Here is a 22878-nt window from a genome sequence, read left to right on the forward strand (position 1 = left end):
TCAGAGATTATTCTATATTATATATTAAAAATTGCGGTTAAAATTCAATACCCTTTTGTGCTTTTATGCCTTTTTTATAGGGATGCTTTATTTCTGTCATTTCTGTTACCAAATCAGCTTTTTCAATTACTGGCGCAGCAGCATCACGGCCTGTAAGCACTAAATGCAGTTCTGGTGGTTTGTTTTTAATTATTTTTAATACATCGTCAGTTTTTAATAAGTTAAATTTTACGGCATAGTTTATTTCATCGAGAATAATCATATCCCAACTATGACTGAGTTCTTCTGCATATGCTTTTTCAAGAGCTTTTTGGGCGGCTTTTATATGATCAGCTTGTTCAACGCCGGTATTTTTCCTGGTAAATCCCTCGCCCATTTGGTAGATTTGCAGCCTATTGCCTGGCAAGGCAGCCAATGCTTCAAGTTCACCATAACTTGTATTACCTTTTATAAATTGTATTATTAAAATGCGTAGTTTTTGTCCCCATGCCCTTAAAGCCAGACCAAGCGCAGCTGTAGTTTTTCCTTTGCCATTTCCAGTATTGACGATAATAAGACCAGTTGTTTTCATAAATATCTTCCTTTAATATATTTTTATAGAAATTTTATAGTTAGAACCCAGAATGCCACCATAAAGGAACAATTGGCAGAAGTATGATTACCAGGGCAATAAATAAAACAGTTGCAGTATACATGAGTTGTATTGCAGATACAATGTGTCTGGCACATAATTTTTGGTATGGATCGCCCATATATGCACGAAAATGCGGTTTGCCAAAATAATAGTTTTGTCCGCCTAACCGTATGTTCAATGCTCCTGCTACAGAAGCTTCGGTAAATCCTCCATTGGGGCTGGGATGTTTTTTGGCATCTCTTTTCATTATTTTCCAGGCGTTTTTATAATCAAAATGTAATATAGCAGCGGAAATTACAATCAAAATTCCGGCAATCCTTGCCGGAATAAGGTTTAAAATATCATCTATACGGGCTGATGCCCTGCCAAAATAAAGATATCTATCATTTTTATAACCGACCATTGAATCAAGTGTATTAGCCATACGATATAAAACTGCTAATGGTAAACCGCCGATAAAAAAGAAAAATAATGGAGAAATAATTCCATCCGTGGTATTTTCTGCGATGGTTTCTATTGTGGCTCTGACCATTTCAGCTTCATCCATATTATTGACATCACGTCCTACAATATAATGAACTTTTTCTCGTGCTGCTTCAATATCATCATGTATGAGATTATTTATAACGCCAAGACCTGCCTGCATAAGGGATTTAGGTGAGATCATAAAACTTAAGATTACTGCATCTAAAAAGATTTTTATCCACCAGTTGAATTTTAATAATTCCATTCCCCAAATAATGCCGCGTGTGAGCCAATAGGCAGTGCTAAGGCATATTATGGATAAGATTAATCCCAGTACTAATTTAACGGGGTCATTGGCTTTTTTCCTATATAGTAGTGAATCAAGGATTCCCACCAGACGTCCCATAACAGCCACCGGATGATATTTACTGTTGGGATCTCCTATAATTGTATCTATTATAAAAGCACATATTACTATTATTGCCGATGTTATCATATATATCTCCGTTTATTGTAATTTGGTATGAAGATTGTTTTTATGCTGCAGTTCTTTTTGCAGTTGGCAGGCTGTGGGAGTTTTTGCCAGGCCACCCTCTGAGGTTTCTTTTAGAGAAACTGGCAATAACCGACCTATTTTATACATAGCGGAAATAACTTCGTCAGGAGGGATAAAGCTTTTTATTCCAGCCATAGCCATTTCAGCAGCAGTTAATGCGTGGACGGCGTGAAAACCATTGCGTTTTACACAGGGAACTTCTACCAGTTCAGCTACAGGGTCACAAACTAATCCCAAAGTATTTTTTAAGGCCAATGCAGCCGCGTGGGTAATTTGCTCATTAGAGCCGCCTAAAATATTAGTTACAGCAGCGGCTGCCATTGCTGCAGCTGTCCCGCATTCAGCCTGGCAACCGCCAACGGCTCCAGCAACGCAGGCATTTTTGGCAATAATATTTCCTATACCGGCAGCAGTGAAAAAGGCGTCACAATATTTTTCGTTGCTGGCTCCTTTCGCTTCCCCCACAGCAAAGACAGCACCAGGGACTATACCGCAAGAACCGGCAGTAGGACAGGCCACTATTTTGTGCATCTTGGCATTGCCTTCACTTACGGCAAGAGCATATAGTAATGCCCTGTGGGCAATATTTCCAAGTACGAGAGGTGGCATATTTTCTATTCTTTTGGCATCTTTACCAACCATGCCACTTACGGAAAGCCGGTCATCATACAAACCATCCTTAATGGAATGAGCAAAAACTTTAAGACGGCTTTGCATTTTTGCGATTACCTGAGTCGTTGTTACTTCATATTCTTCAGCTTCCCGCTGCAAAACAATTTTACTGATGGGGGAATGCAGTTTTTCTGCTAAGTCAACCAGATCAGCGATGGATGTATATTCAAACATATTTTTCTCCTGTCAGGTTAAATGGGATCTATAGCAATTACAGATTTCATTATCGGTAGTAAACTTATTTTTTGTACTACTGTATCAGAAACACGGCTGTCTGTGTCTATAATCATAACAGCCTGTTGGTGTTTTCCCTTGCGAAAAACCCGCATTTGGGAAATATTTATGGATTCTTTTGCTAAAAAAGAAGAAACGAGAGAAACTACGCCGCTTTGATCATCGTAAACTGACAGCAGGGTATAAGATTCCCCGCTTACATCGCATTCGAAGCCATTTATTTGTCTTATGGAAACCCTGCCGCCGCCAAGGGATACACCAATCAGCGATAATAATTTACCATTAATGCTGGTCAGGTTGATTTGTACAGTATTAGGATGGGGACTTTCTGCCTCTGACGTATAAATCTGCACATTCATGTTTTTTTCTTCTGCAAGATGGAAAGCCTTTCTAATTGCTGGGTCATCAGCAGAATAGCCTAATATACCAGCAATGACAGCTTTGTCCGTTCCATGTCCACGGTATGTTTTAGCAAAAGAACCGAAAAAAGTAATAGCGGCATTTATAGCCTGTTCTTTTAAAATATAATGGGCAAGCAAGCCGATACGCGCAGCTCCTGCTGTATGTGAACTGGAAGGACCGATCATTACAGGTCCGATTATATCAAATATTCCCATTTTATCTCCTTGAGTAAGTATAGAACAATATAAAAAAATACATATAAATTCTACTTTATTATATCATATAAGGATATTTTTGCCATATGTAGAATATAGATTGCTGTGTTGAATATATAATAATACAAAACCGCCTGCTGAAAACAGCAGGCGGTTTTGTATTATTATTATTATATTGTAAATTGAAAATACTATATAGCAGATGGATTGTAATAACTATATAATATTGAGAAACCGTATATAACTATTGATAAATAATGCTATTTTCAGCTGGCAAGAATATGATTGTTTTTGTCCAGGTATTTCATTTTATCGCAGAAATAGGATGTAAGATGTATTTCCATACAAGAAATATTATTTTCTATTTTGCTTAGTTTTAATAAAGCTGTATCCCCTAAAAATTTAATCATATGGGTGTTGCTGCTATTTATATTTTCATGGCGCAGATAATACGCAAATACCAGATAATCATGTTCTGTTGTATTTACTTCGATACCATTGGAAGTAAATACATGAAGAATAGGTTCATTATGAATGTTTTCAACAACCAATATACGGTCAGCACCAATACCGTGCATTCGGCTGCATAAAAGTTCAATACCTGCCTGACCAGGCATATAATCTGATACTTCATATACCATATATTCAATGTCTTTAAATAAAAAATTCATAACAACCTGCATCATGTATCGCCTCCGTTAATTGTTGATTTCATTATATCAGGCATAATATACAAAAAAAATAGTAAATATGCTTTTTACATTGCAAAAAATGCTATATAATATATTTAGTCATCAGTAGAAATAAAATATACAAAATAATTTACTACCATAGCTGGGAGGGAAAATAATTGCTGACAGAAAACTATGAAAAAAAAGGCTATCTTATTCAGCAGTTTAAAGTGTTTCGTTTGAAAGACCACTTAGGGAAAATACCGTTTCATTATCATGAATTTCATAAAATAATTTTGTTCATAAGTGGTAAAGTGGATTATATAATAGAAGGAAAGTCTTATCCTTTGGTACCGCGAGATATAATTTTTGTCAGTGCGGGTGAAATCCACAGGCCGATTGCTGATGAAAGAGTAGCATATGAGAGGATAGTTATTTATATTTCACTAGATTTTTTGGATTGCTATAATAGAACAGGAGAAAAATTATCTGACTGTTTTTTGCTGGCACGCAATCGGTCAAGCGTTATGCATTTAAATCCTGGCAAAACGCATGACATATTGTATCATATGGAAAAATTAGAAAATAATGCCTACCAGCAGGGTTTTGCCAATGAGCTTTATACGGAAATATTATTTATTGAATTTATGATTTTATTAAACAGAGCATTGCTGAGCCATGAGATAGATGATATGCACATAGCAGTATATGATAAAAAAATTCTGCCTATATTGCAATATATAAATAAAAATTTATTTGAAGAACTAACAATTGATGCTTTAGCAGAAAAATTTTATATGAGCAGATTTTATATGATGCGGCGGTTTAAAAAAGCGACAGGTTATAGTATTCATCAGTATATAGTCAACAAAAGACTGTTATGTTCGCAGAATATGCTGGCAAGTGATATCCCCTTGACAAAAATATGTTTTGACTGCGGATTCCATGATTATTCTACATTTTCCCGGGCTTTTAAGGAGTTGTTTAAGCAAACACCAAAGCAATATCGAAAAAAGCACTACTTAAATAGTAGGGAAGAAAATAGATAACCAAATTTTAGTAAAATCTTAACATGTAATAATTATAGAAACCATATACTGTAATTAAGGTGAAAGCAAATTAATTAATATTATGAGGTGAAATACAGTGACAAATATATTAATTTTAACGGCTTCAGTGGGAAATGGGCATAATAAAGCGGCTCAAAGTCTACGAGAAAAATTTACTGGGAGCGGGTGTGATGCAGTTACTGTTGACTTTTTAGAAACATCATATAATATGAATAAGTTGTTTTGCAATATGTATAAACAAGTCTTGCAGCATAAACCGATACTGTTTCGCTCTATATGCCAAATTAGCGAAAATAATAAAATAGGTAATATAAAATATCTTTTGGCTGCTATTAATAGCGGTAGTATAGGAAAAATAGTGGGAAAATATTCACCTGATGTTATTATTTGCACTCATTTTTTTCCCTTGGCAGCAGCTGCGGCATACAGGAAAAAATACAAAGCACAATTTAAACTTTTTGCAGTGGTCACTGATTATGTAATTCATTCTGTATGGCAGATTGAGAATGTAGATAAATATTTTATAGGGCATAGATCATTATGCAGCCAATTTGGAAATAATATCAGGGAAAATGATGTTATAGCATCAGGAATTCCTGTTGGCAGGTATTTTCTTCCGATGAAGGTAATAAAGGTCAATAAAAAAATTTTAGTAATGACAAGTTTACAGTCTGAATCCAGCATGATGGATATTATTAACATAATGAAAAAAATGCCTTGTGATATAAATGTGATATTTATTACAGGGCATGATATAAAAAGACAACAGATGTTAAGGCATATAGCCGAACATAATAAAAATTTTACAATTATTGGTTTTACCGATCAGGTTGCCTCATTTATGAAAAATAGTGATCTGATCATAACCAAACCAGGCGGGATAACAATATCCGAGGCATTGGCCGTAGGCATACCGCTTTTGGCATATTCACCAATTCCTGGGATAGAAGAAAGTAATGCTGAATTTTTGCAAAAAAATAATTTGGGATATTGGGCTAAAAATAAAAAAGAACTATATATAATGGTACAAAAATTTATTAAGGAATTACCAACAAGAAAAAAAATTAACAAGAAAATGCTTCAATTAAAAATGAGTAAAGCGGCAGAAATAATAAAGGATGATATTTTAGATTATCTTGCTAAAAAGAATAAGGTGGCTTAAAATATGCGTTTAAGTTATTATTTGAGTTATGTTCCTATACCTAATACATTATCAATATTTATGCAGAGGATTGTTGATAATAAAAGTGCTCCGCAGGAACTTTGTTTAACACATAAGTTTTGCAATTTGCAGACTTTGGCGATAATAAAACAGCATGGTGATAAAAGAATTATAGATATATTAGTACAGAATTTTAGTAATTTGCAAAGCGGAGTAGTATGGGCGGATCTTAATTTTAAAAACATTAATCATTTTTTTAATCCCTATACCAAAAAAGGGCTATGGAAATTTCCTTCAGCGGCATATTTTTTTATTATTTATTTAACTAAAGCCGAACAATTAATAAAACAAAGGAATCAGCAGGAAAGTTTCTTTTATCTTGGAGCAGCATTGCATTTGCTGCAAGATATGTCTGTGCCCCATCATGTCTGTGGATATCTTTTTAATGGACATAAAAATTTTGAAAAATGGGTACAGTTGCATTTGCCTGAATTTAAAACTATTACATATAAACCATGGAATTGTTGTAATGATCCAGTTAAGTTATTTATTAATAATGCAAAATTTGCCACTGAATTTATATCCATGGTAGAAGATAATAATACTGAAAATTATTTTCAAGTAGCAAATATCCTGTTGCCAGCCGCGCAGATAGGTTCAGCAGCATTACTGGAATGGTTTATAAAAAATAAAATTTTACCTAATAAAAGTTAATCCATTTCTTTATTCTGTCGATGTAAACAAGATAAAGAAACGGATTAGTTTTGTATTATAATATTAATACGAACTGCAAAATTATTTTTTATTATTTTTTCGCTAGTTTATGTGCCGCCTTTTGTAAGAACTTGGTTTTATTTACAACGAATCTTTCATGAGTGCCTTTGCCAATTAGTCCAGATTCATCAGATGCTGTAATAGTATAAGTTATTTTACGATCATCGATAGCAGTTACTGTAGCTGTAGCTGAGATTTTTATATTTACAGGAGATGCTGATAAATGGGCAATGTTCATAGATATTCCTACAGAAGTCCATTCATCAGGTAGTAATACTTCAGCTAGTTCAGCAGATGCCTGTTCCATTAAGGCAACCATAGCGGGGGTGGCATATACAGGAAGAGTGCCACTCTTAAATGTTTCGGCAGTGTTCTCATCAGAAACTAAAGAATACACCGTATTCGTCATACCAGTTTTTATTTTTTCAGTAATATTCATATTAACAGTCCTTTTCTGTATTAATAGTGAAAATAAAATCAACTTCAGCTATTGCCACGTTTCTAAAAATAAATATAATTGAAGCAGTAGGGCAACTACTACGGAAAGTATGTCCATGACAAAGTTGTCAGGAGAATACTGCCAGATTTTAGATTTATAGATCAACAATAGAAATAATGCTATACCGATGATGGTACATATTAAATATTTCATATGTCCTATACTCCTTTTTATAACAACAGTTGAAATAGAGTGAGAGAGAAAATGTAATAAATTTACAAAATCCAATATAAGTATACACGTGTAAGATTGTACAGTCAATGACAATACTGATTGGTCAGATAGGTTAAAATAAAGATATTATATGGTTGAAATTATTAAATTAGTATATTATAATATTGTAATATACTAATACATAATATGAAGGAGGTAATGAAATGTTGCAGATAATTGCTGATACAGTGGTATATAATTATTTAGGTTTATCAGTACAAAGTACATTGGGACAAGCTGTTAATTTTTTTGTTTATGATAGTATAAAAATTTTCCTAATGCTGTTTATTATTATTTTTTTTGTTTCTATTTTACGTTCTTATTTTCCTGCGGAAAGGACTAAGAAGTTACTTAGTCATAGAAGACAATTTTTTGGCAATATAGCAGCGGCACTTTTAGGGATAGTTACACCATTTTGTTCTTGTTCAGCGGTACCTGTTTTTATTGGTTTTATAGAATCAGGAGTACCATTGGGCATAACGTTTTCATTTTTAATAGCATCGCCAATGGTAAATGAAGTGGCTGTTATAATGTTATGGGGATTACTAGGTTGGAAAATAATGATGGTTTATATTATTTCTGGTTTAGTAATTGCTATTATAGCGGGAATTGTTATTGGAAAATTGAAATTAGAACGTTTTGTGCAGGATTATGTGTATGAAATGAAGCTTGGTGAATCGGAAATACCAGACCAGTCCTTAAAAGAAAGAATTTATTATGCTCTTGAATACACTAAGCAAATAATAAAAAAAATAGGGTTATATGTTATTATTGCAATTGCCCTGGGAGGCTTTATTCATGGATATGCTCCAGCAGATTTATTAGTAAAATATGCCGGGAAAGATAGTATTTTCGCGGTACCAGCAGCAGTATTGATAGGCGTGCCGCTATATTCTAATGCCGCAGGGATAATACCAATTATTAGTGTATTGATACAAAAAGGTCTAAGCTTGGGAACGGCACTTGCATTTATGATGGCAGTAACAGCACTCAGCTTTCCTGAAATGATAATATTGCGTAATGTATTGAAAAAACAGCTTTTAGCTGTTTTTGTAGGGATATTGTTTATAAGCATTATGTTTACAGGTTATTTATTCAATTTTTTGATGTGAATTTAAGGACAGGCATAAACAGGATTTTCTATGATATTGTATAAAATATGGTAAATTATTTTCTAATGGTCATAAAAAAATAAGAATTTATACAGCAGTGATGGGCTTGCATACTTATCGGAAATCATTTGCAGAGTTTTAGAGCTTGTCGATGTTCAGGTAGTACAAGACAAAATAAATTTATATTTATGAAGACAGGAGTATTGCTATGGCAGAAGATATAGTGGTAAAATTATCAGCTGATTTATTTAAGACACTGGGGCATCCGGTGCGTATAAAAATTTTACACTTATTAAAAAATGGCGAATTATGTGTATGTGAAATGATAGATAAAATAGACATAGAGCAGTCTAATTTATCACAGCATCTGCGTATGTTGAAGAAACAAGGGCTGATTGATTCACGAAAAAATGGACAATGGGTAATATACTGGATAACTTATCCTTTAGTTATAGATTTACTTAATACTGCTGAAGAATTATTGGGGAAGCAGATAAATGACAGCCAAAGTTTATTAAAATTTTTAAAATAAAATAGTTTGCAGGAAAGTTTTATAAAAGAAAGGATGTTTTATAAATGGAAATCAAGATTTTGGGTATGGGGTGTGCAAAATGCCAGCAGATGTACAAAGCGGCAGAGCAGGCTGTAAAAGAAACAGGAGTGAAGGCTGAAATTACTAAAATAGAAGATATAAAAAAAATAATGGAATATGGGGTTATGACTACACCCGCACTGGTAATAGATAAAAAGGTGGTAGTTGCTGGAAAAGTTTTATCAAAAGATGAGATAAAAAAAATACTAAGCTGATATATATGTGATAAATAGTATTTTTAACAATAAAATATTTAGATAAGAAACTGCTGCATGCAGCCTTTTTCTAAATAAATATGCAGTATACTTTAGAGCTGTTCTTGTGTCAGAGAATAGTAAAATATTTATTAAGTATACTGTTTTGCATATTTATTCGGATTTAGTGCTGTGTGTGGCAGTTTTTGTTTGTTTGATCTAGTATATATATAGTTATATATATATGTCTTTAGAAGTTATTATACGAAACCTATTTACTATGTAAAATATTCGGGAAAAGTTCTTTTTATTTGTATTTTTGCCCAGATGCGTATTTCTGGATCAGGGTCATGCATTATTCTGTGTAATACTGCGAAAAATTTTTCTTCTTCCAGTTCTGCAGTGGTTTTTTTCTGTAAGTTTTTTTCTATAATATTTATTCCTGTAAGAAGCCAGTCAAAAGATACACCACAGCATTCAACTACAGTAAAAAGATACTTTAAACTGGGTTTACTACCTCGTTCGGTACTTTTGATATAAGATACAGATACTTGCATATGATCAGCTAGTTCTTGTTGTGTCATATGCATATTATTCCTAGCTGTTTTCAATCTTTTTCCTATTTCTTGATAATTAATTTTCATTTCATTTACTCCTTTGGTGTTAGGACTTAAATATAAGTCTAAAAGTATTGACTAGACTTAAAATTGCGTCTATAATAATTGATGTAGGTTGCATATAGGTATACCAAATAATCGGCCGATAGCATAACAACCTGGTAATTTAAAAATTTCATATCGCTAATTATTAGGATATGGGGAGGAAGCAAATTGAAACATTTAAAAATTGCTTACAGTCCAAATGCGGAAAAATATTTTTCTACTTGTAGAGAAACTATTCTTACCGGACAAACGGATTACACAGATGTTGCCGCTGTAGTTCTTACCAATCAAGAGTCTTCCTATATAAAAGAAATAAATAAAACTTGTTTTGGCATTCCAATTTTTCTAATTTTGCTCGATGATGCACCGATGTCTTCAGAAATGATAGACAAAGTATACCATGTTATGGATACGGTACATTTTGATGCGCAATTTTACAATCGCCAGATAGAAACTGCTGCCAAGCAATATGAAGAAGGAATTCTCCCACCGTTTTTTAAAACATTATCGGAGTACGTTGAGAGCGGCAATGCAGCTTTTGACTGCCCGGGCCATCAGGGGGGCCAGTTCTTTCGAAAACATCCTGCCGGAAGATATCTTTATGATTTCTTTGGGGAAAATATTTTTCGCTCAGACATCTGCAATGCAGATGTAAAACTTGGTGATCTCTTAATACATGAAGGGCCTGCCGCTAAAGCACAGAAACACGCGGCTAAAGTTTTTAATGCCGATAAAACTTATTTTATTCTTAACGGCACTTCTACTGCTAATAAAGTGGTCACTAATGCTCTCTTATCGCCAGGCGATCTCGTATTATTTGACCGTAACAACCACAAATCAATACATCAGGGGGCTCTTATCCAAGCCGGAGCACGTCCTGTGTATCTTGAAACCGCACGTAATCCGTTTGGATTTATCGGCGGCATTGATGACCATTGCTTTGAAGAAGATTATTTGCGAAAATCAATAGCAAAAATCGATCCAGAAAAAGCAAAAGAAAAAAGACCGTTTCGTCTAGCAATTATCCAGCTAGGGACCTATGATGGTACTATTTATAATGCCCGTCAGGTCGTTGACCGAATCGGTTCGTTATGTGATTATATTTTATTTGACTCTGCATGGGTGGGCTATGAACAATTTATTCCTATGATGAAGGATTGTTCACCACTTTTGCTTGAACTAACAGCTGAAGATCCAGGTATTATTGTTACTCAGTCAGTACACAAACAACAAGCTGGATTTTCACAGGCTTCCCAGATTCACAAAAAGGATAGTCATATAAAGGGGCAAAAAAGATATTGTAATCATAAGAGATTTAATAATGCTTTTATGCTCCATGCTTCGACTAGCCCGTTTTATCCACTTTTTGCCACACTCGATGTTAATGCAAAAATCCATGAAGGTGCTGCCGGAAACAGACTTTGGATGGACTGTGTAAAAATGGGTATAGAAGCACGTAAGACTATCCTAAAAAACTGTTCTATGATGAAACCTTTTATTCCTGCTTATGTCAATGGTAAAAAGTGGGAAAGTTATTCGACAGAAGAAATAGCTAATAACTTGGAATTCTTTAATTTCCTGCCTGGAGAAAAATGGCATTCATTTGAAGGCTACGGTAAAAATCAATATTTTGTTGATCCCTGCAAATTGATGCTTACAACTCCGGGAATAGATCGTGCAACTGGAGAATATGAGAACTTTGGGATACCAGCTACTATTCTTGCTAATTATTTGCGGGAAAATGGTGTCATACCAGAAAAATGCGATTTGAATTCTATTTTATTTCTTTTGACTCCAGCGGAAACTGCCACTAAGTTGCAGAATCTCGTTTCCCAGATAGTGCGCTTTGAATCAGCTGTAAAAAACAATCTGCCACTGCAAAAAGTGTTGCCATCAATTTATAATAGCAATGCTGACCGTTATAAGAATTATACAATACGGCAGCTTTGTCAGGAAATGCATGATTTTTACAAAAAAAATAATGTGAAAAATTTGCAAAAAAATCTATTTCGTGAAAAATGTTTTCCTCAATATAATATTAGTCCGCAAGATGCGCAATATGCTCTTATCCGCAACCATGCCGAACTGCTTCCTTTAAGTCAGATAAAAGGAAAGACTGCACTTGAAGGTGCATTGCCTTATCCTCCAGGAATTATCTGTGTAGTTCCCGGAGAAATATGGAATGATACTGCACAACGCTATTTCCTTACATTGGAAGAAGGTATCAACAGATTCCCAGGATTTGCACCTGAAATCCAAGGCGTTTACTTAAAAGAAGAATCTGGCAAAATACACGGCTATGGATATGTCCTGAAGGAATAACGGATAATTATCAGCTATGCGAAAGGACAATATAATATGACTGAGAAAAAAAATAAAATGAGTGTATTGCAGTTAACATTCCTTACTGCTATCAATATGATGGGGTCAGGTATCATTATGCTCCCTACCAAGCTTGCTGAAGTAGGTACTATTTCCATTATTTCCTGGCTGGTGACAGCAACTGGTTCTATGGCGCTGGCTTTTGCCTTTGCTAAATGTGGAATGTTCAGCAAAAAATCCGGCGGCATGGGAGGATATGCTGAATATACTTTTGGCAAGGCCGGCAATTTCATGGCCAATTACACTTATGGTGTTTCTCTTATCATTGCTAATACAGCTATTGCTATTTCAGCTGTAGGCTATGGCTGTGAATTCTGTGGTGTAAAGTTATCCCCGTTTATGATTGCCATATGGACTATTTTTACTTTGTGGCTGGCGACTGTACTTAATTTTGGCGGTGCCAGAATTACTGGGAAGATAAGTTCCTTTACTATTCTGGGAGTTATTATTCCAGTGCTGGGCCTAAGTATTCTAGGTTGGTTCTGGTTCAGTAAAACACTTTACATCAATTCATGGAACCCACATGATTTTCCAGTATTTGATGCTATAGGTAAGTCGATTTCTATGACGTTATGGGCATTTTTAGGTTTAGAATCTGCATGTGCCAATACTGATGCTGTAGAAAATCCAGAAAAAAATATTCCTATTGCCGTTCTTGGCGGTACATTGGGGGCGGCAGTTATTTATATTGTTTCTACCAATGTAATGGCCGGAATAGTTCCTAATGCCAGCCTGGCAAATTCAACAGCTCCCTTTGGTCTGGTGTTTGCTTCAATGTTTGGTACTACCATAGGCAAAATAGTAATGGGGATGATGGTTATATCCTGTTTTGGTTCGTTGCTTGGCTGGCAGTTCACTATTGCCCAGGTATTTAAAAGTTCGGCTGAGGAAGGATATTTTCCGAAAATTTTTAAAAAAATTACTTCAGCAGAAGTTCCTTTAGTAGGGATGGTTATAATTACAGGATTACAGACTCTTTTGGCTTTGATGACAATTAGTCCATCATTGACTAAACAATTTAATATTCTTGTAGACTTAGCGGTTGTTACTAATATTATTCCCTACTTATTGTCAATGGCTTCATTAGCCATTATACAATATTCTGCCGGTATTTATGGGAAAAAAGCCAAAATTACTAATAGTGTTGCCCTTGTTGGATCAATTTACAGTCTATATGCACTTTATGCCTGTGGAGTGACAGCTATGACCTATGGAGCTATTTTAACTTTTGCTGGCTGGACTTTTTATGGCTTTGTATCCAAGAAGTTTTACAAACAAGAACCGTTGAAAACTGTAAAATAATTTTTTACCTTTGTTTATGGTAATCAACAGTTGGATATAAAATCTGACATTTCCTTTGTTGATTATTATTGACTGACTATTGTAATATTTCTATATCTATTAAGCAGTGGATAAGAAATAGTCAGTATAAAGTTTATATTTTAGACGGATATGAATTTGCAATATAAACTTACTTATGAATGAAATTTACTCTCCTAAGTCAGAAATATAAAAAAGACGATTTTTGTGCGTATACAAAAATCGTCTTTTTATATTTAGAATATGATAAAATGAATATGGTATTCTGTCCGTCTTTCTAAGAACGGGCAAATAAACCATTTGCATATTATTAATGAAAAAAATTATATATTTTTATAATTTTTTTATAATTTATATACATGGTGAATTACCATCAGGCAATATTGAAAAATGTATTTACAATATAAAAAACATTGACAATATGAAAAAAAATATTATAATTTCATTAATACCATGAATAGAGAATTTTATTAGGGAGGCTGATAAAAGTGAATTTTTTTTATATTTATCTGCAGTTGAAAAAGATAAATCTTGTAAATAGAACAAATAGTTCATTAAAAATAAAATTTATTAATTACGGAGTATATGTTTATCTTAATCAGAGGTATAATTGACGATATAATATGGTGAGTTTTAGAGTGTTTTTTGCTTGGAATAATTCATTTCAGTAAGATATGGCCAGTATTTTTTAGGCATAAACGAACGTTGGAGAGCGGGATTAGTTCTTTCCTTTATTGCAATATGACAATAATAACGGTACCATATGCTGCGAAATTCCTCTTCGTTTTGGCTGTATTTTATATTTCTTTCTGGTTCGGTAACATCGGCAATTACTACGTTTTGTTTATCATAGTATGCTGCTATATGCCGGTGCAGGTCATGTATTGCCCATCTTTCATTAGGCATTCTGTTGGTAAAATGTCCTGCTAGTAGTGGAACAATATTGTAATCAGGATGTATATTGGCATACATCATTCCCTCTTCAAGTTCATTGAAGCGGATGAGGCCCAGCATGCGATGACGTTCATTACTGGTTTTTAATGACCAGTGTTCGACTTGTTGTATCCAGGGATCATATTTTTGCTGGGCAAAAGTTTTTTTATAGCGGAAAGCACAGCATATGTAATAAAAAAGAATCATTTCCCGCTCAGGTTGTTCAGCCATAAATGCATAATATAGGATATGAGTAGCACGGGCACCGCATTGCTGGTATAGTGATTTAAGAACTTTTTCTGAATGAGCGGTATTTAAAGAAATATTTTTTTCATTTCCGAATAATGTTGGTCCGGCAGATAAGTTTTCTATTTTTTCGACATGGCTTGTGCCGTCGTGATATGCTTGATAAATAACCGATAAAAAACCTAAGAAAGAGCCATCATATTGATAATGCAAAATTTATACCTGCCCTTCAAAAAGACTGAATTGTTCAAATAATGATTGGCGTTTTTTTGATATTAGTATTTCCCGTATAAGCATAGGGTCCTGAAAACCTGCTCCATAGTATTTTCCCCGGCAGGTTATAAAATGGCGAGCTCTTTTCCATACAATGCCAATATTTTTTAATTCTTCATATGATAGTGAAGAACTGCGGCGGGCTGATCTTATTCTGAGAGCTGAGCGGACTCCGATACCGGGAATCCTTAAAAGAAGCTCGTAAGGAACAGTGTTTATTTCCAGAGGGAAAATATTCCAATTACGCAAAGCCCAGTTCGTTTTGGGATCAAGCTGAAGATCAAAATTGGGATTTTGTTCAGTCAGGATCTCATCGGCAGAAAAATGATAATAACGCAGCAGCCAGTCTGCCTGATAAAGCCTGTTTTCACGTAGTAAAGGCGGTTGAGCCAGTGTAGGCAGGTTTTTCCCTTGCATAACAGGGACGTAAGCTGAATAATATATTCTTTTTAGGGAAACTTTTTTATAAAGGCTTTCGCTGAGTTTTAATATATGTCTATCATTTTCATTACTGGCACCAACGATCATCTGAGTGGTCTGTCCGGCAGGAATAAAGGAAGTTTTGTATTTCATTAAGTGTTTTTCTGCATTGTGCTGGACTAATTTAGTATGGATGAATTGCATTGGTTTAATGATAGCAGCTTTTGTTTTTTGTGGAGCCAGTAATTTTAAAGCTTGTTCTGAGGGAAGCTCCATATTGACACTCATGCGATCTACATAACTGCCTAATTCATAAATAAGAGCCGGATCTGTGCCGGGAATGCCTTTCATATGTATGTAGCCATTGAAATTTTCTCGTTTTCGCAGTATTTTAGCTGTCTTGATTAATAATTCGGTAGTATAATCTGGTGATTTTATAATACCAGAACTGAGAAAAAGACCTTCTATATAATTGCGGCGATAAAATTGTATCGTGATCTCAACAATTTCTTCTGGAGATAAAAAAGTTCGTTCAATATCATTACTGCGGCGATTGATACAGTATTCACAATTATATATACAGTGGTTGGTCATAAGTATTTTCAGCAGGGAAATACATCGTCCGTCTGCTGCCCAACTGTGGCATATACCGCTGTATGCACCGTTGCCCAGACCGCCGGGGGTGTTATTCCGCCTTGAACCGCTGGAAGAGCAGGATACATCGTATTTGGCGGCATCGGCAAGAATACTGATTTTTTTCATTATATCCATATTTGTCACCTGGAAACATAATAATGAGATGTTAATGCTCTTATTGGTTAAAAGCGTTAATTTAAGATAAATAAATTATATCATTTTAGTTAAGAATTGTAAATAAAATAATAAAGTTTACTGAACTTATAGCACTTTTTTTTATAATATGGGATAATATGAATATATGAAAAAAAGGAGTAAATTTTATGTTAAAAGTAGTATTTCATATTAATGAACTGAATAAATGGGAAATGACTTTAGGAAATATAAAAAACTTGTTTAAAGATGCTGGACAGGAAAAATCCCAGGTTAGTCTGGTCGCTAACGGTGAAGCGGTAAGAATTATAACTATGGCGAAAAAAGATAAAGCAGCAAGTGCTATATTGTATGATATAAAAATTTTATCTAGCAAAAATGTTAAAATGTTTTTTTGTCATAATGCCTTACGGGGAAACGATATAGAAACTTCAATTGTGCCTGAATATATAGAAGTAGTACCAGCCGGTATTACAAAGCTGATTTATTTGCAGCAAAATGGTTGTGCTTATATAAAACCATAGTAATATTGGATAGTAAAAGTTATAAATAATAGAAAAGTAAGGTAGATTATTTTCTTGCAATCGATTAATTTTTTAGTTATCATTTATAAATAGAAGTTTTGTCATGAAGAATATTTACGAGGTGTTAGTGTGAAGCTGAAAAGCGATGATAAACAATTTGCTGTTATCGGATTAGGCCGGTTTGGGTCTAATATGGCAGTATCACTTTATAAGATGGGTTATGATGTTTTAGCTATTGATAAAAATATGAAAAAGGTACAGGATTTCAGCAATGAATTTACTCATGTGGTACAGGCTGACTCAACAGATGAGAATGCCCTGCGTGAATTGGGAATATTAAATTTTGATGTGGTTGTAGTGGCGATAGGGGAAGATGTAGAAGCCAATATAATGACTACACTGCAGCTAAAAGAAATAGGGGTTAAATATATAGTTTCTATGGCCAGGAATCCATTACAGATAAAAGTCTTGGAAAAAATAGGAGCGGACAGAGTAGTGGCACCGGAGCGTGATATGGCACAGCGTGTAGCTTATAATCTGGCTTCAACTAATGTAATGGATTATATAGAACTTTCTGATGAATTTAGTATTGCAGAATTGACAGTGCCAAAGGCATTTGTTGATAAGACTTTGGTTGAGTCTAATGTAAGGGCAAAATATAATATAAATGTAGTGGCAATAAAACGAGGAGAACAACTTATTATTTCTCCTCTGCCAACGGAGAAAATGCATGAGAATGATGTAGTGGTAGTAGTTGGTGATAATGAAAACATTAATGGATTAGAAAAACTTAAATAGATAATATTTTTATGACTTCAGAATATTTATGGGTGAAGCCGCGTAATAAAACAAAAAAAGTGCTGTACAGAATGGATTATATCTGTACAGCACTTTTTTTAGCCGATACTTATTTTTCCGAAAGGATGGTGCACGCGGGTCTTTTTCCTTTTTAATGCTAGTGACAGGGTGAAGGTAGAAGCACCAACTCTGCCAATGAGCATGATAACCATGAGGACGACCTTGCCGCTGTTTGATAATTCTGGTGTAATTCCCGTGGAGAGGCCAACAGTAGCAAAAGCAGATACGACTTCAAAAAGTATTTTTATAAAGGCAAAATGTTCAGTGATACAGAGATACATTGTGGCAGTTACAACAAATGCAGATGATACAAAAAACAGAGCCAAAGCTTTCATAATAAGATCAGATTCGAGGCGGCGCTGAAAAATGACAAGATCTTCTCGGCCACGCATTATGTTGAGGATGGAGGAAAAAATAACAGCAAAAGTAGTTGTTTTTATACCACCGGCCGTTGAACCGGGTGAACCACCGATAAACATTAAAATTATTATTAAAAATAAAGTGGCATTTCCCAGTGAACCAATATTAAGCAGAGTAAAACCAGCAGTACGCGGCGTAACTGCTAAATAGAATGATGCCATAATTTTATTCAATGGATTCAATGCACCAATAGTGGACCCATTGTTATATTCTAAGATAAAAATAAATACAGTACCCACTAATAATAAAATGGCAGTTGTTGATAGAACAACCTTGGTATGCAATGTAAGACGGTAGCGGGTTTTATACCAGAAACGTTGCTTGAGCTCTTCTATTGTGCCAAACCCGATTCCTCCAATGATTATAAGAGTACATAGAGTAAGTGTTACAATCGGTGAATGGATATATGTGTATATGCCGGAGCCACCGAAAATGTCAAAACCTGCATTACAAAAAGCTGATATGGAGTGCCAATAGCCAAAATAAATTCCTTTTATGCCAAAATCCTTATAAAAACAGACAGCTAAAATTGTTCCGCCAATAAATTCAATGATGAATGTTTCTATTACAATACTTATCAATAGTCTTACAACACCAGCAAAAGTCAATAAATTCAATGATTCCTGCATTAGCAGCCTGTTTTTTAGGCGAATCTGACGACCGGCAATAACAGCTATAATCATCGTTATAGTTGTAACGCCCAGACCACCTATCTGGATTAATATAATAAGAATTGTCTGGCCAAAATAAGAAAAATAATGGCCAGTATCAACAACAGAAAGACCTGTAACACAAACCGCGGAAGTAGAAGTGAACAGAGCATTGATAAGAGACAAACTTTGCCCATTTGCTGAAGAAATGGGCAGCATAAGAAAGAGTGTGCCGATGAAAATGACGGAGGCAAAACTTAAAACCAGTATTTGATAAGGACTTAAGATACTGGTAGTCAATATTTTTTTACTTGTACGTAACATAAAAATCTCCAGATATTAATATTATATAAAGAAATGTTATAGGAACTATTATATACTAAAATTGCTTTTACAAATAGATAAAATAGTAAAATAAAGGAAAAACAATGATAAAAAATGTTAAAGTCATCACCAGAAAAATGCTGATGGACATATTTACATTTAGCTTGTAAAGCTGGCTGAGTGCTATAGAATTTATAGTGGCAGGAGCAGCACTGATTAAAATCATTATGTTGATAATCATTTGATTGTCAACCAACATTAAAAAGAAAAGTATGTAAGTAGTGGAAGAATGATAAATTTTATAGGTGGCATAATAATATATTCACGTGAATGTGCTGAATGATGTATGTTATAAAAAAGTATTTTTTATACTTATATTGGCTAGAAGTAATGTTTTTCATAATATTTTATAAAATATTAAATCTCAATTGGTATAATGCGACTTTTGCTTAATTATTAAAGATATTTTATAATATAATTGTAAAGATTTTTCGTAAGATATTATTTGCCAAGTTTACTTCATAAAATTTTGAATGTCAATGTTTTGAATGTGTTAAAGCTGATAAGTTTTTTCTAATGCTGGTAATGGGGTTCGTTGTTTTTTATAATTAAAAATAATAGAAATAGTGGAGTTATTTTATGAAACGTATTGATAAAATATATGAATATATAAAAGAGGCTGCTGATAATGAGGAAATACAGGAAAAAGGATTGACTGCTATGCAGATAGCTGACCATCTGAATATATTACGCAGTAATGTCAGCCGTGAACTTAATGAACTTTACCGCCAGAAAAAAATAGAAAAATTGCCTGGGCGGCCGGTTAAGTATCTTTATACCAATAGTGTGGGTGAAAAGTCGGCAGATAATAGAATTGTTGGGAAAGAACCAGAAAAACCACTTGATACAGCTTTTTGCAATTTTATCGGCAGTAGTTTGAAAGGGCAGATAGATCAGGCTAAAGCGGCAATTATTTATCCACCTGATGGATTGCATACCCTTATACTAGGGGAAACAGGGGTAGGTAAAACGCTGTTTGCTCATATGATGTTTGAATATGGTTGTCAAGTCGGAAGGTTTAAAGCAGATGCGCCGTTTATTACATTTAACTGTGCTGACTATTATAATAATCCGCAATTATTGATATCGCATATTTTTGGTCATATAAAAGGTGCTTTTACCGGCGCTGATACTAATGCTGTAGGACTTATTGAATCAGCTGATCAGGGTGTTTTATTTTTAGATGAAGTACACAGACTGCCACCAGAAGGACAGGAAATGATATTTTATTTTATGGATACGGGTACTTTTAACAGGTTAGGTGAGACAAAGCGAGAGCGCAAGGCCCGCGTATTGATAATTTGTGCTACGACAGAAAATCCTGATTCGGTCCTGACACGTACATTTAAGCGGCGTATTCCTAATATTATTGAAATACCACCATTATCTGAGCGTCCAATAGAAGAAAAATTGGAAATTATTAAGCTGTTATTTTTAAAAGAATCGCTGTGTGTTAAAAGACCGATAAAAGTTAGCGGTGATGCTATAAAAGCATTGATCGGAAGCATTGGTCCAGGAAATGTTGGGCAATTAGAATCTAATATACGTTTATTGTGCGCCAAGGGTTTGCTTAATATAAAAAAACGTAAATATATAGATATAAACTATCAGATGCTGCCGCAGCAGATCAAGTCAGGCATACTCTCAATGAGCACTAAACGTATGGATATGGCAGCAATATCAGCTACTATTGGCAATGAATTTTATGTGACACCTGATAACAAGAAGAAATTACCTAAGGAAGTTGAAGATGACAAATTTAATTTGTATCAGATGGTGGAAGATAAAATAAAAGTTTTAAAAAATGAAGGCATTGCTGATGATGTAGTGCAGCAGGTCATCATTGCAGATGTAAATGCATATTTAAAAGATTTTTATATAAAACAAAAACAAAACGTCACGTTATCTGTCAGAGACAGGTTATTAAAGATTGTTGATGCGGATATGGTAGATTTTACACAGCAGGTAGCTGATCTTGTGGCAGTAAAAGTAAAACTTATTTCCAAAGAGAGGTTTTTATATGCTTTTGCTCTTCACCTTAGTTCATTATTTGCCAGGATAAAAGAAAAAAAGCAATTTCGTAATTCATTGTCTGGCATGGTCAATACAGCTACACCAGAATTTGAGATTGCAAAAGAAATAAAAAAAATGATTGAAGATCATTATAACGTTGATATAGCTGCATCTGAAACGGAATATTTTGCAATGCTGTTACAGTCCTTAAAGGAAGAGGACATAACCGATAAAATTGTAATTGCTGTAGCAATGCACGGTAATTATACGGCAAGCTCAGTTTGTGATGTTGCCCGCAAATTGTTCAGTGCTACAAAAGTGGAACTAATACCTTTTGATATGCCACTGGAATGTAGACCCAATGAAATGCTTAAACGTATTGTAGAAAAGCTTAGGGGAATTAATTGCAGTCAGGGTGTGTTGCTCATGGCAGATATGGGCTCCTTATGTAACTTTGGTCCGCTGATAAAAGAAAAACTGGGCATTCCTGTAATGACCATAAACATGGTAACTACACCTTTAGTTTTGGAAGCTATGCGGAAAGTGGATATGGCGGGAGTGACGCTGCCTGCTGTATATGATTCATTGAAAAGCTTTGGTGGCTATGATGATAATACTATTGTTACCAGCGATACTAAAAGTGACGTTATTATTACAATATGCAACTCTGGAGAAGGCACGGCTGAAAAACTTAAACATATGATCCGGGATATTCTGGTAAATGCTGGTATAGTGCATATTAAAGTTATACCTATAAGTTTATACGATATGCAAGATAACATAAAAAAATTATCAGAGAATTACAATATTATAGCCTCTGTGGGAATAGTTGATCCGCAGATAAATGCACCTTTTATTCCATTGGAAACAATATTGAGCGGTAAGGACAATGCCCTACTATGTCATTTGCCGGCAGCTCGTAATTTTTCGTCTAAACATATTGAAAATAATAATGTTGTTTTGCGTCGTTTATGCATTGATGCATTAAATGAAATGTTGTTGTATTTAAACCCGGATAAAGTGGTAAATCTATTGTTATCATTTACAGATGAACTGGAGAGGCTTTTTTCCGCAGAATTTTCTAATGCCCAAAAATTGAAAATAGTAGTGCATACCGCATGTGCATTGGAAAGAGAAGTAACACACAATGATATAAGCTATAATAGTAAGTTGATAGGAAAAATCGAACAAAAAGATTTAGCTAAAGTAAAAAAAGCTGCAGGTATTTTTAAACGGATATTACAGCTTACCTTAAAAGATGATGAGCTTTGCTATATCGCAGCAATGCTGTAAGCTAAAAAACTGCCTTGGAATTCCTTATTAATATTAATGGGAACTGTCAGGGCAATTTTTATTTTTTATCCGTTTTTGACACAGTATAGTAAAATAATAAAATAGTGTGTTGAAATATATTGCTTTTATTGCTTAGTGTGTTTAAAAACAGTGTGTAAAAAAATATGAGAAAATTTAGCATCCCTGGATTATTAAGGATACTAGGCGACACACTAATATTGGCACGATATTTGCTTATATAATTAA

General features: G+C 34.3%; 21 protein-coding genes. 11 read left to right on the forward strand and 10 right to left on the reverse strand.

Annotation, left to right across the window (positions count from 1 at the left end; genetic code table 11):
- Positions 1–37: 37 nt before the first annotated feature.
- The 5 genes from cobO to I6760_RS08760 form a co-directional block, all read right to left on the reverse strand.
- Positions 38–571: a cob(I)yrinic acid a,c-diamide adenosyltransferase gene (gene cobO / locus I6760_RS08740; protein WP_196594071.1), complete on the reverse strand. Its 534-nt coding sequence runs from the start codon at positions 569–571 to the stop codon at positions 38–40.
- Between the two features lie 40 nt (positions 572–611).
- Entirely contained in the window at positions 612–1595 is a 984-nt protein-coding gene (gene cbiB, locus I6760_RS08745) for an adenosylcobinamide-phosphate synthase CbiB (protein WP_196594072.1), read from the reverse strand.
- Between the two features lie 12 nt (positions 1596–1607).
- Positions 1608–2501, reverse strand: a complete 894-nt coding sequence (gene sdaAA / locus I6760_RS08750; protein WP_196594073.1) for an L-serine ammonia-lyase, iron-sulfur-dependent, subunit alpha — start codon at positions 2499–2501, stop codon at positions 1608–1610.
- Between the two features lie 17 nt (positions 2502–2518).
- Positions 2519–3178, reverse strand: a complete 660-nt coding sequence (sdaAB, locus tag I6760_RS08755) for an L-serine ammonia-lyase, iron-sulfur-dependent subunit beta (RefSeq protein ID WP_196594074.1) — start codon at positions 3176–3178, stop codon at positions 2519–2521.
- Between the two features lie 266 nt (positions 3179–3444).
- A complete protein-coding gene (locus I6760_RS08760) occupies positions 3445–3864 on the reverse strand; it encodes a hypothetical protein (RefSeq protein ID WP_196594075.1) in 420 nt (139 codons plus the stop codon).
- A gap of 164 nt (positions 3865–4028) precedes the next feature.
- Here I6760_RS08760 and I6760_RS08765 point away from each other — a divergent pair, with 164 nt between their 5' ends.
- From I6760_RS08765 to I6760_RS08775, 3 genes are all read left to right on the forward strand, one after another.
- On the forward strand, positions 4029–4898 hold the full coding sequence (locus I6760_RS08765) for an AraC family transcriptional regulator (RefSeq protein ID WP_231036178.1): 870 nt from the start codon (positions 4029–4031) through the stop codon (positions 4896–4898).
- 97 nt (positions 4899–4995) lie between these two features.
- The gene (locus I6760_RS12945; RefSeq protein ID WP_196594076.1) at positions 4996–6081 is read left to right on the forward strand and encodes an MGDG synthase family glycosyltransferase; all 1086 of its coding nucleotides are present in this window, start codon (positions 4996–4998) and stop codon (positions 6079–6081) included.
- 3 nt (positions 6082–6084) lie between these two features.
- On the forward strand, positions 6085–6795 hold the full coding sequence (locus I6760_RS08775) for a zinc dependent phospholipase C family protein (protein WP_196594077.1): 711 nt from the start codon (positions 6085–6087) through the stop codon (positions 6793–6795).
- 91 nt (positions 6796–6886) lie between these two features.
- Here the strand turns inward: I6760_RS08775 and I6760_RS08780 are convergent, their stop codons facing one another.
- Positions 6887–7294 carry a thioesterase family protein gene (locus I6760_RS08780; protein ID WP_196594078.1) on the reverse strand — a complete coding sequence of 136 codons (408 nt, stop codon included), beginning with the start codon at positions 7292–7294 and terminating at the stop codon, positions 6887–6889.
- Positions 7295–7731: 437 nt separating this feature from the next.
- Here I6760_RS08780 and I6760_RS08785 point away from each other — a divergent pair, with 437 nt between their 5' ends.
- From I6760_RS08785 to I6760_RS08795, 3 genes are all read left to right on the forward strand, one after another.
- Positions 7732–8679: a permease gene (locus tag I6760_RS08785; RefSeq protein WP_196594079.1), complete on the forward strand. Its 948-nt coding sequence runs from the start codon at positions 7732–7734 to the stop codon at positions 8677–8679.
- 208 nt (positions 8680–8887) lie between these two features.
- Positions 8888–9211 carry an ArsR/SmtB family transcription factor gene (locus I6760_RS08790; protein WP_196594080.1) on the forward strand — a complete coding sequence of 108 codons (324 nt, stop codon included), beginning with the start codon at positions 8888–8890 and terminating at the stop codon, positions 9209–9211.
- A 44-nt stretch (positions 9212–9255) separates the two neighbouring features.
- Positions 9256–9486, forward strand: a complete 231-nt coding sequence (locus tag I6760_RS08795; RefSeq protein WP_196594081.1) for a thioredoxin family protein — start codon at positions 9256–9258, stop codon at positions 9484–9486.
- A gap of 257 nt (positions 9487–9743) precedes the next feature.
- Here I6760_RS08795 and I6760_RS08800 read toward each other — a convergent pair whose 3' ends face one another.
- Entirely contained in the window at positions 9744–10109 is a 366-nt protein-coding gene (locus I6760_RS08800) for a helix-turn-helix domain-containing protein (protein WP_196594082.1), read from the reverse strand.
- Positions 10110–10295: 186 nt separating this feature from the next.
- Here I6760_RS08800 and speF point away from each other — a divergent pair, with 186 nt between their 5' ends.
- Together speF and potE are read left to right on the forward strand one after the other, a co-directional pair.
- Positions 10296–12449 carry an ornithine decarboxylase SpeF gene (speF, locus tag I6760_RS08805; RefSeq protein ID WP_196594083.1) on the forward strand — a complete coding sequence of 718 codons (2154 nt, stop codon included), beginning with the start codon at positions 10296–10298 and terminating at the stop codon, positions 12447–12449.
- Positions 12450–12485: 36 nt separating this feature from the next.
- Positions 12486–13811: a putrescine-ornithine antiporter gene (potE, locus tag I6760_RS08810; RefSeq protein WP_196594084.1), complete on the forward strand. Its 1326-nt coding sequence runs from the start codon at positions 12486–12488 to the stop codon at positions 13809–13811.
- 651 nt (positions 13812–14462) lie between these two features.
- Here potE and I6760_RS08815 read toward each other — a convergent pair.
- Both I6760_RS08815 and I6760_RS08820 read right to left on the reverse strand, forming a co-directional pair.
- A complete protein-coding gene (locus I6760_RS08815) occupies positions 14463–15221 on the reverse strand; it encodes a TIGR03915 family putative DNA repair protein (protein WP_196594085.1) in 759 nt (252 codons plus the stop codon).
- 3 nt (positions 15222–15224) lie between these two features.
- Complete coding sequence (locus tag I6760_RS08820) at positions 15225–16472, reverse strand: putative DNA modification/repair radical SAM protein (protein ID WP_196594086.1); 1248 nt, start codon at positions 16470–16472, stop codon at positions 15225–15227.
- Between the two features lie 188 nt (positions 16473–16660).
- Between I6760_RS08820 and I6760_RS08825 the strand changes: the two genes are divergently transcribed.
- Positions 16661–17014: a DsrE family protein gene (locus I6760_RS08825; protein ID WP_196594087.1), complete on the forward strand. Its 354-nt coding sequence runs from the start codon at positions 16661–16663 to the stop codon at positions 17012–17014.
- A 129-nt stretch (positions 17015–17143) separates the two neighbouring features.
- Complete coding sequence (locus I6760_RS08830) at positions 17144–17812, forward strand: potassium channel family protein (RefSeq protein WP_330997956.1); 669 nt, start codon at positions 17144–17146, stop codon at positions 17810–17812.
- Positions 17813–17910: 98 nt separating this feature from the next.
- Here I6760_RS08830 and I6760_RS08835 read toward each other — a convergent pair whose 3' ends face one another.
- On the reverse strand, positions 17911–19266 hold the full coding sequence (locus tag I6760_RS08835; protein ID WP_196594088.1) for a TrkH family potassium uptake protein: 1356 nt from the start codon (positions 19264–19266) through the stop codon (positions 17911–17913).
- A 639-nt stretch (positions 19267–19905) separates the two neighbouring features.
- On the opposite strand from I6760_RS08835, the gene I6760_RS08840 reads away from it, so the two are divergent.
- A complete protein-coding gene (locus I6760_RS08840; protein ID WP_196594089.1) occupies positions 19906–22632 on the forward strand; it encodes a sigma-54-dependent transcriptional regulator in 2727 nt (908 codons plus the stop codon).
- Positions 22633–22878: the final 246 nt, after the last annotated feature.

Source organism: Pectinatus sottacetonis (assembly GCF_015732155.1).
GTDB lineage: Bacteria > Bacillota > Negativicutes > Selenomonadales > Selenomonadaceae > Pectinatus > Pectinatus sottacetonis.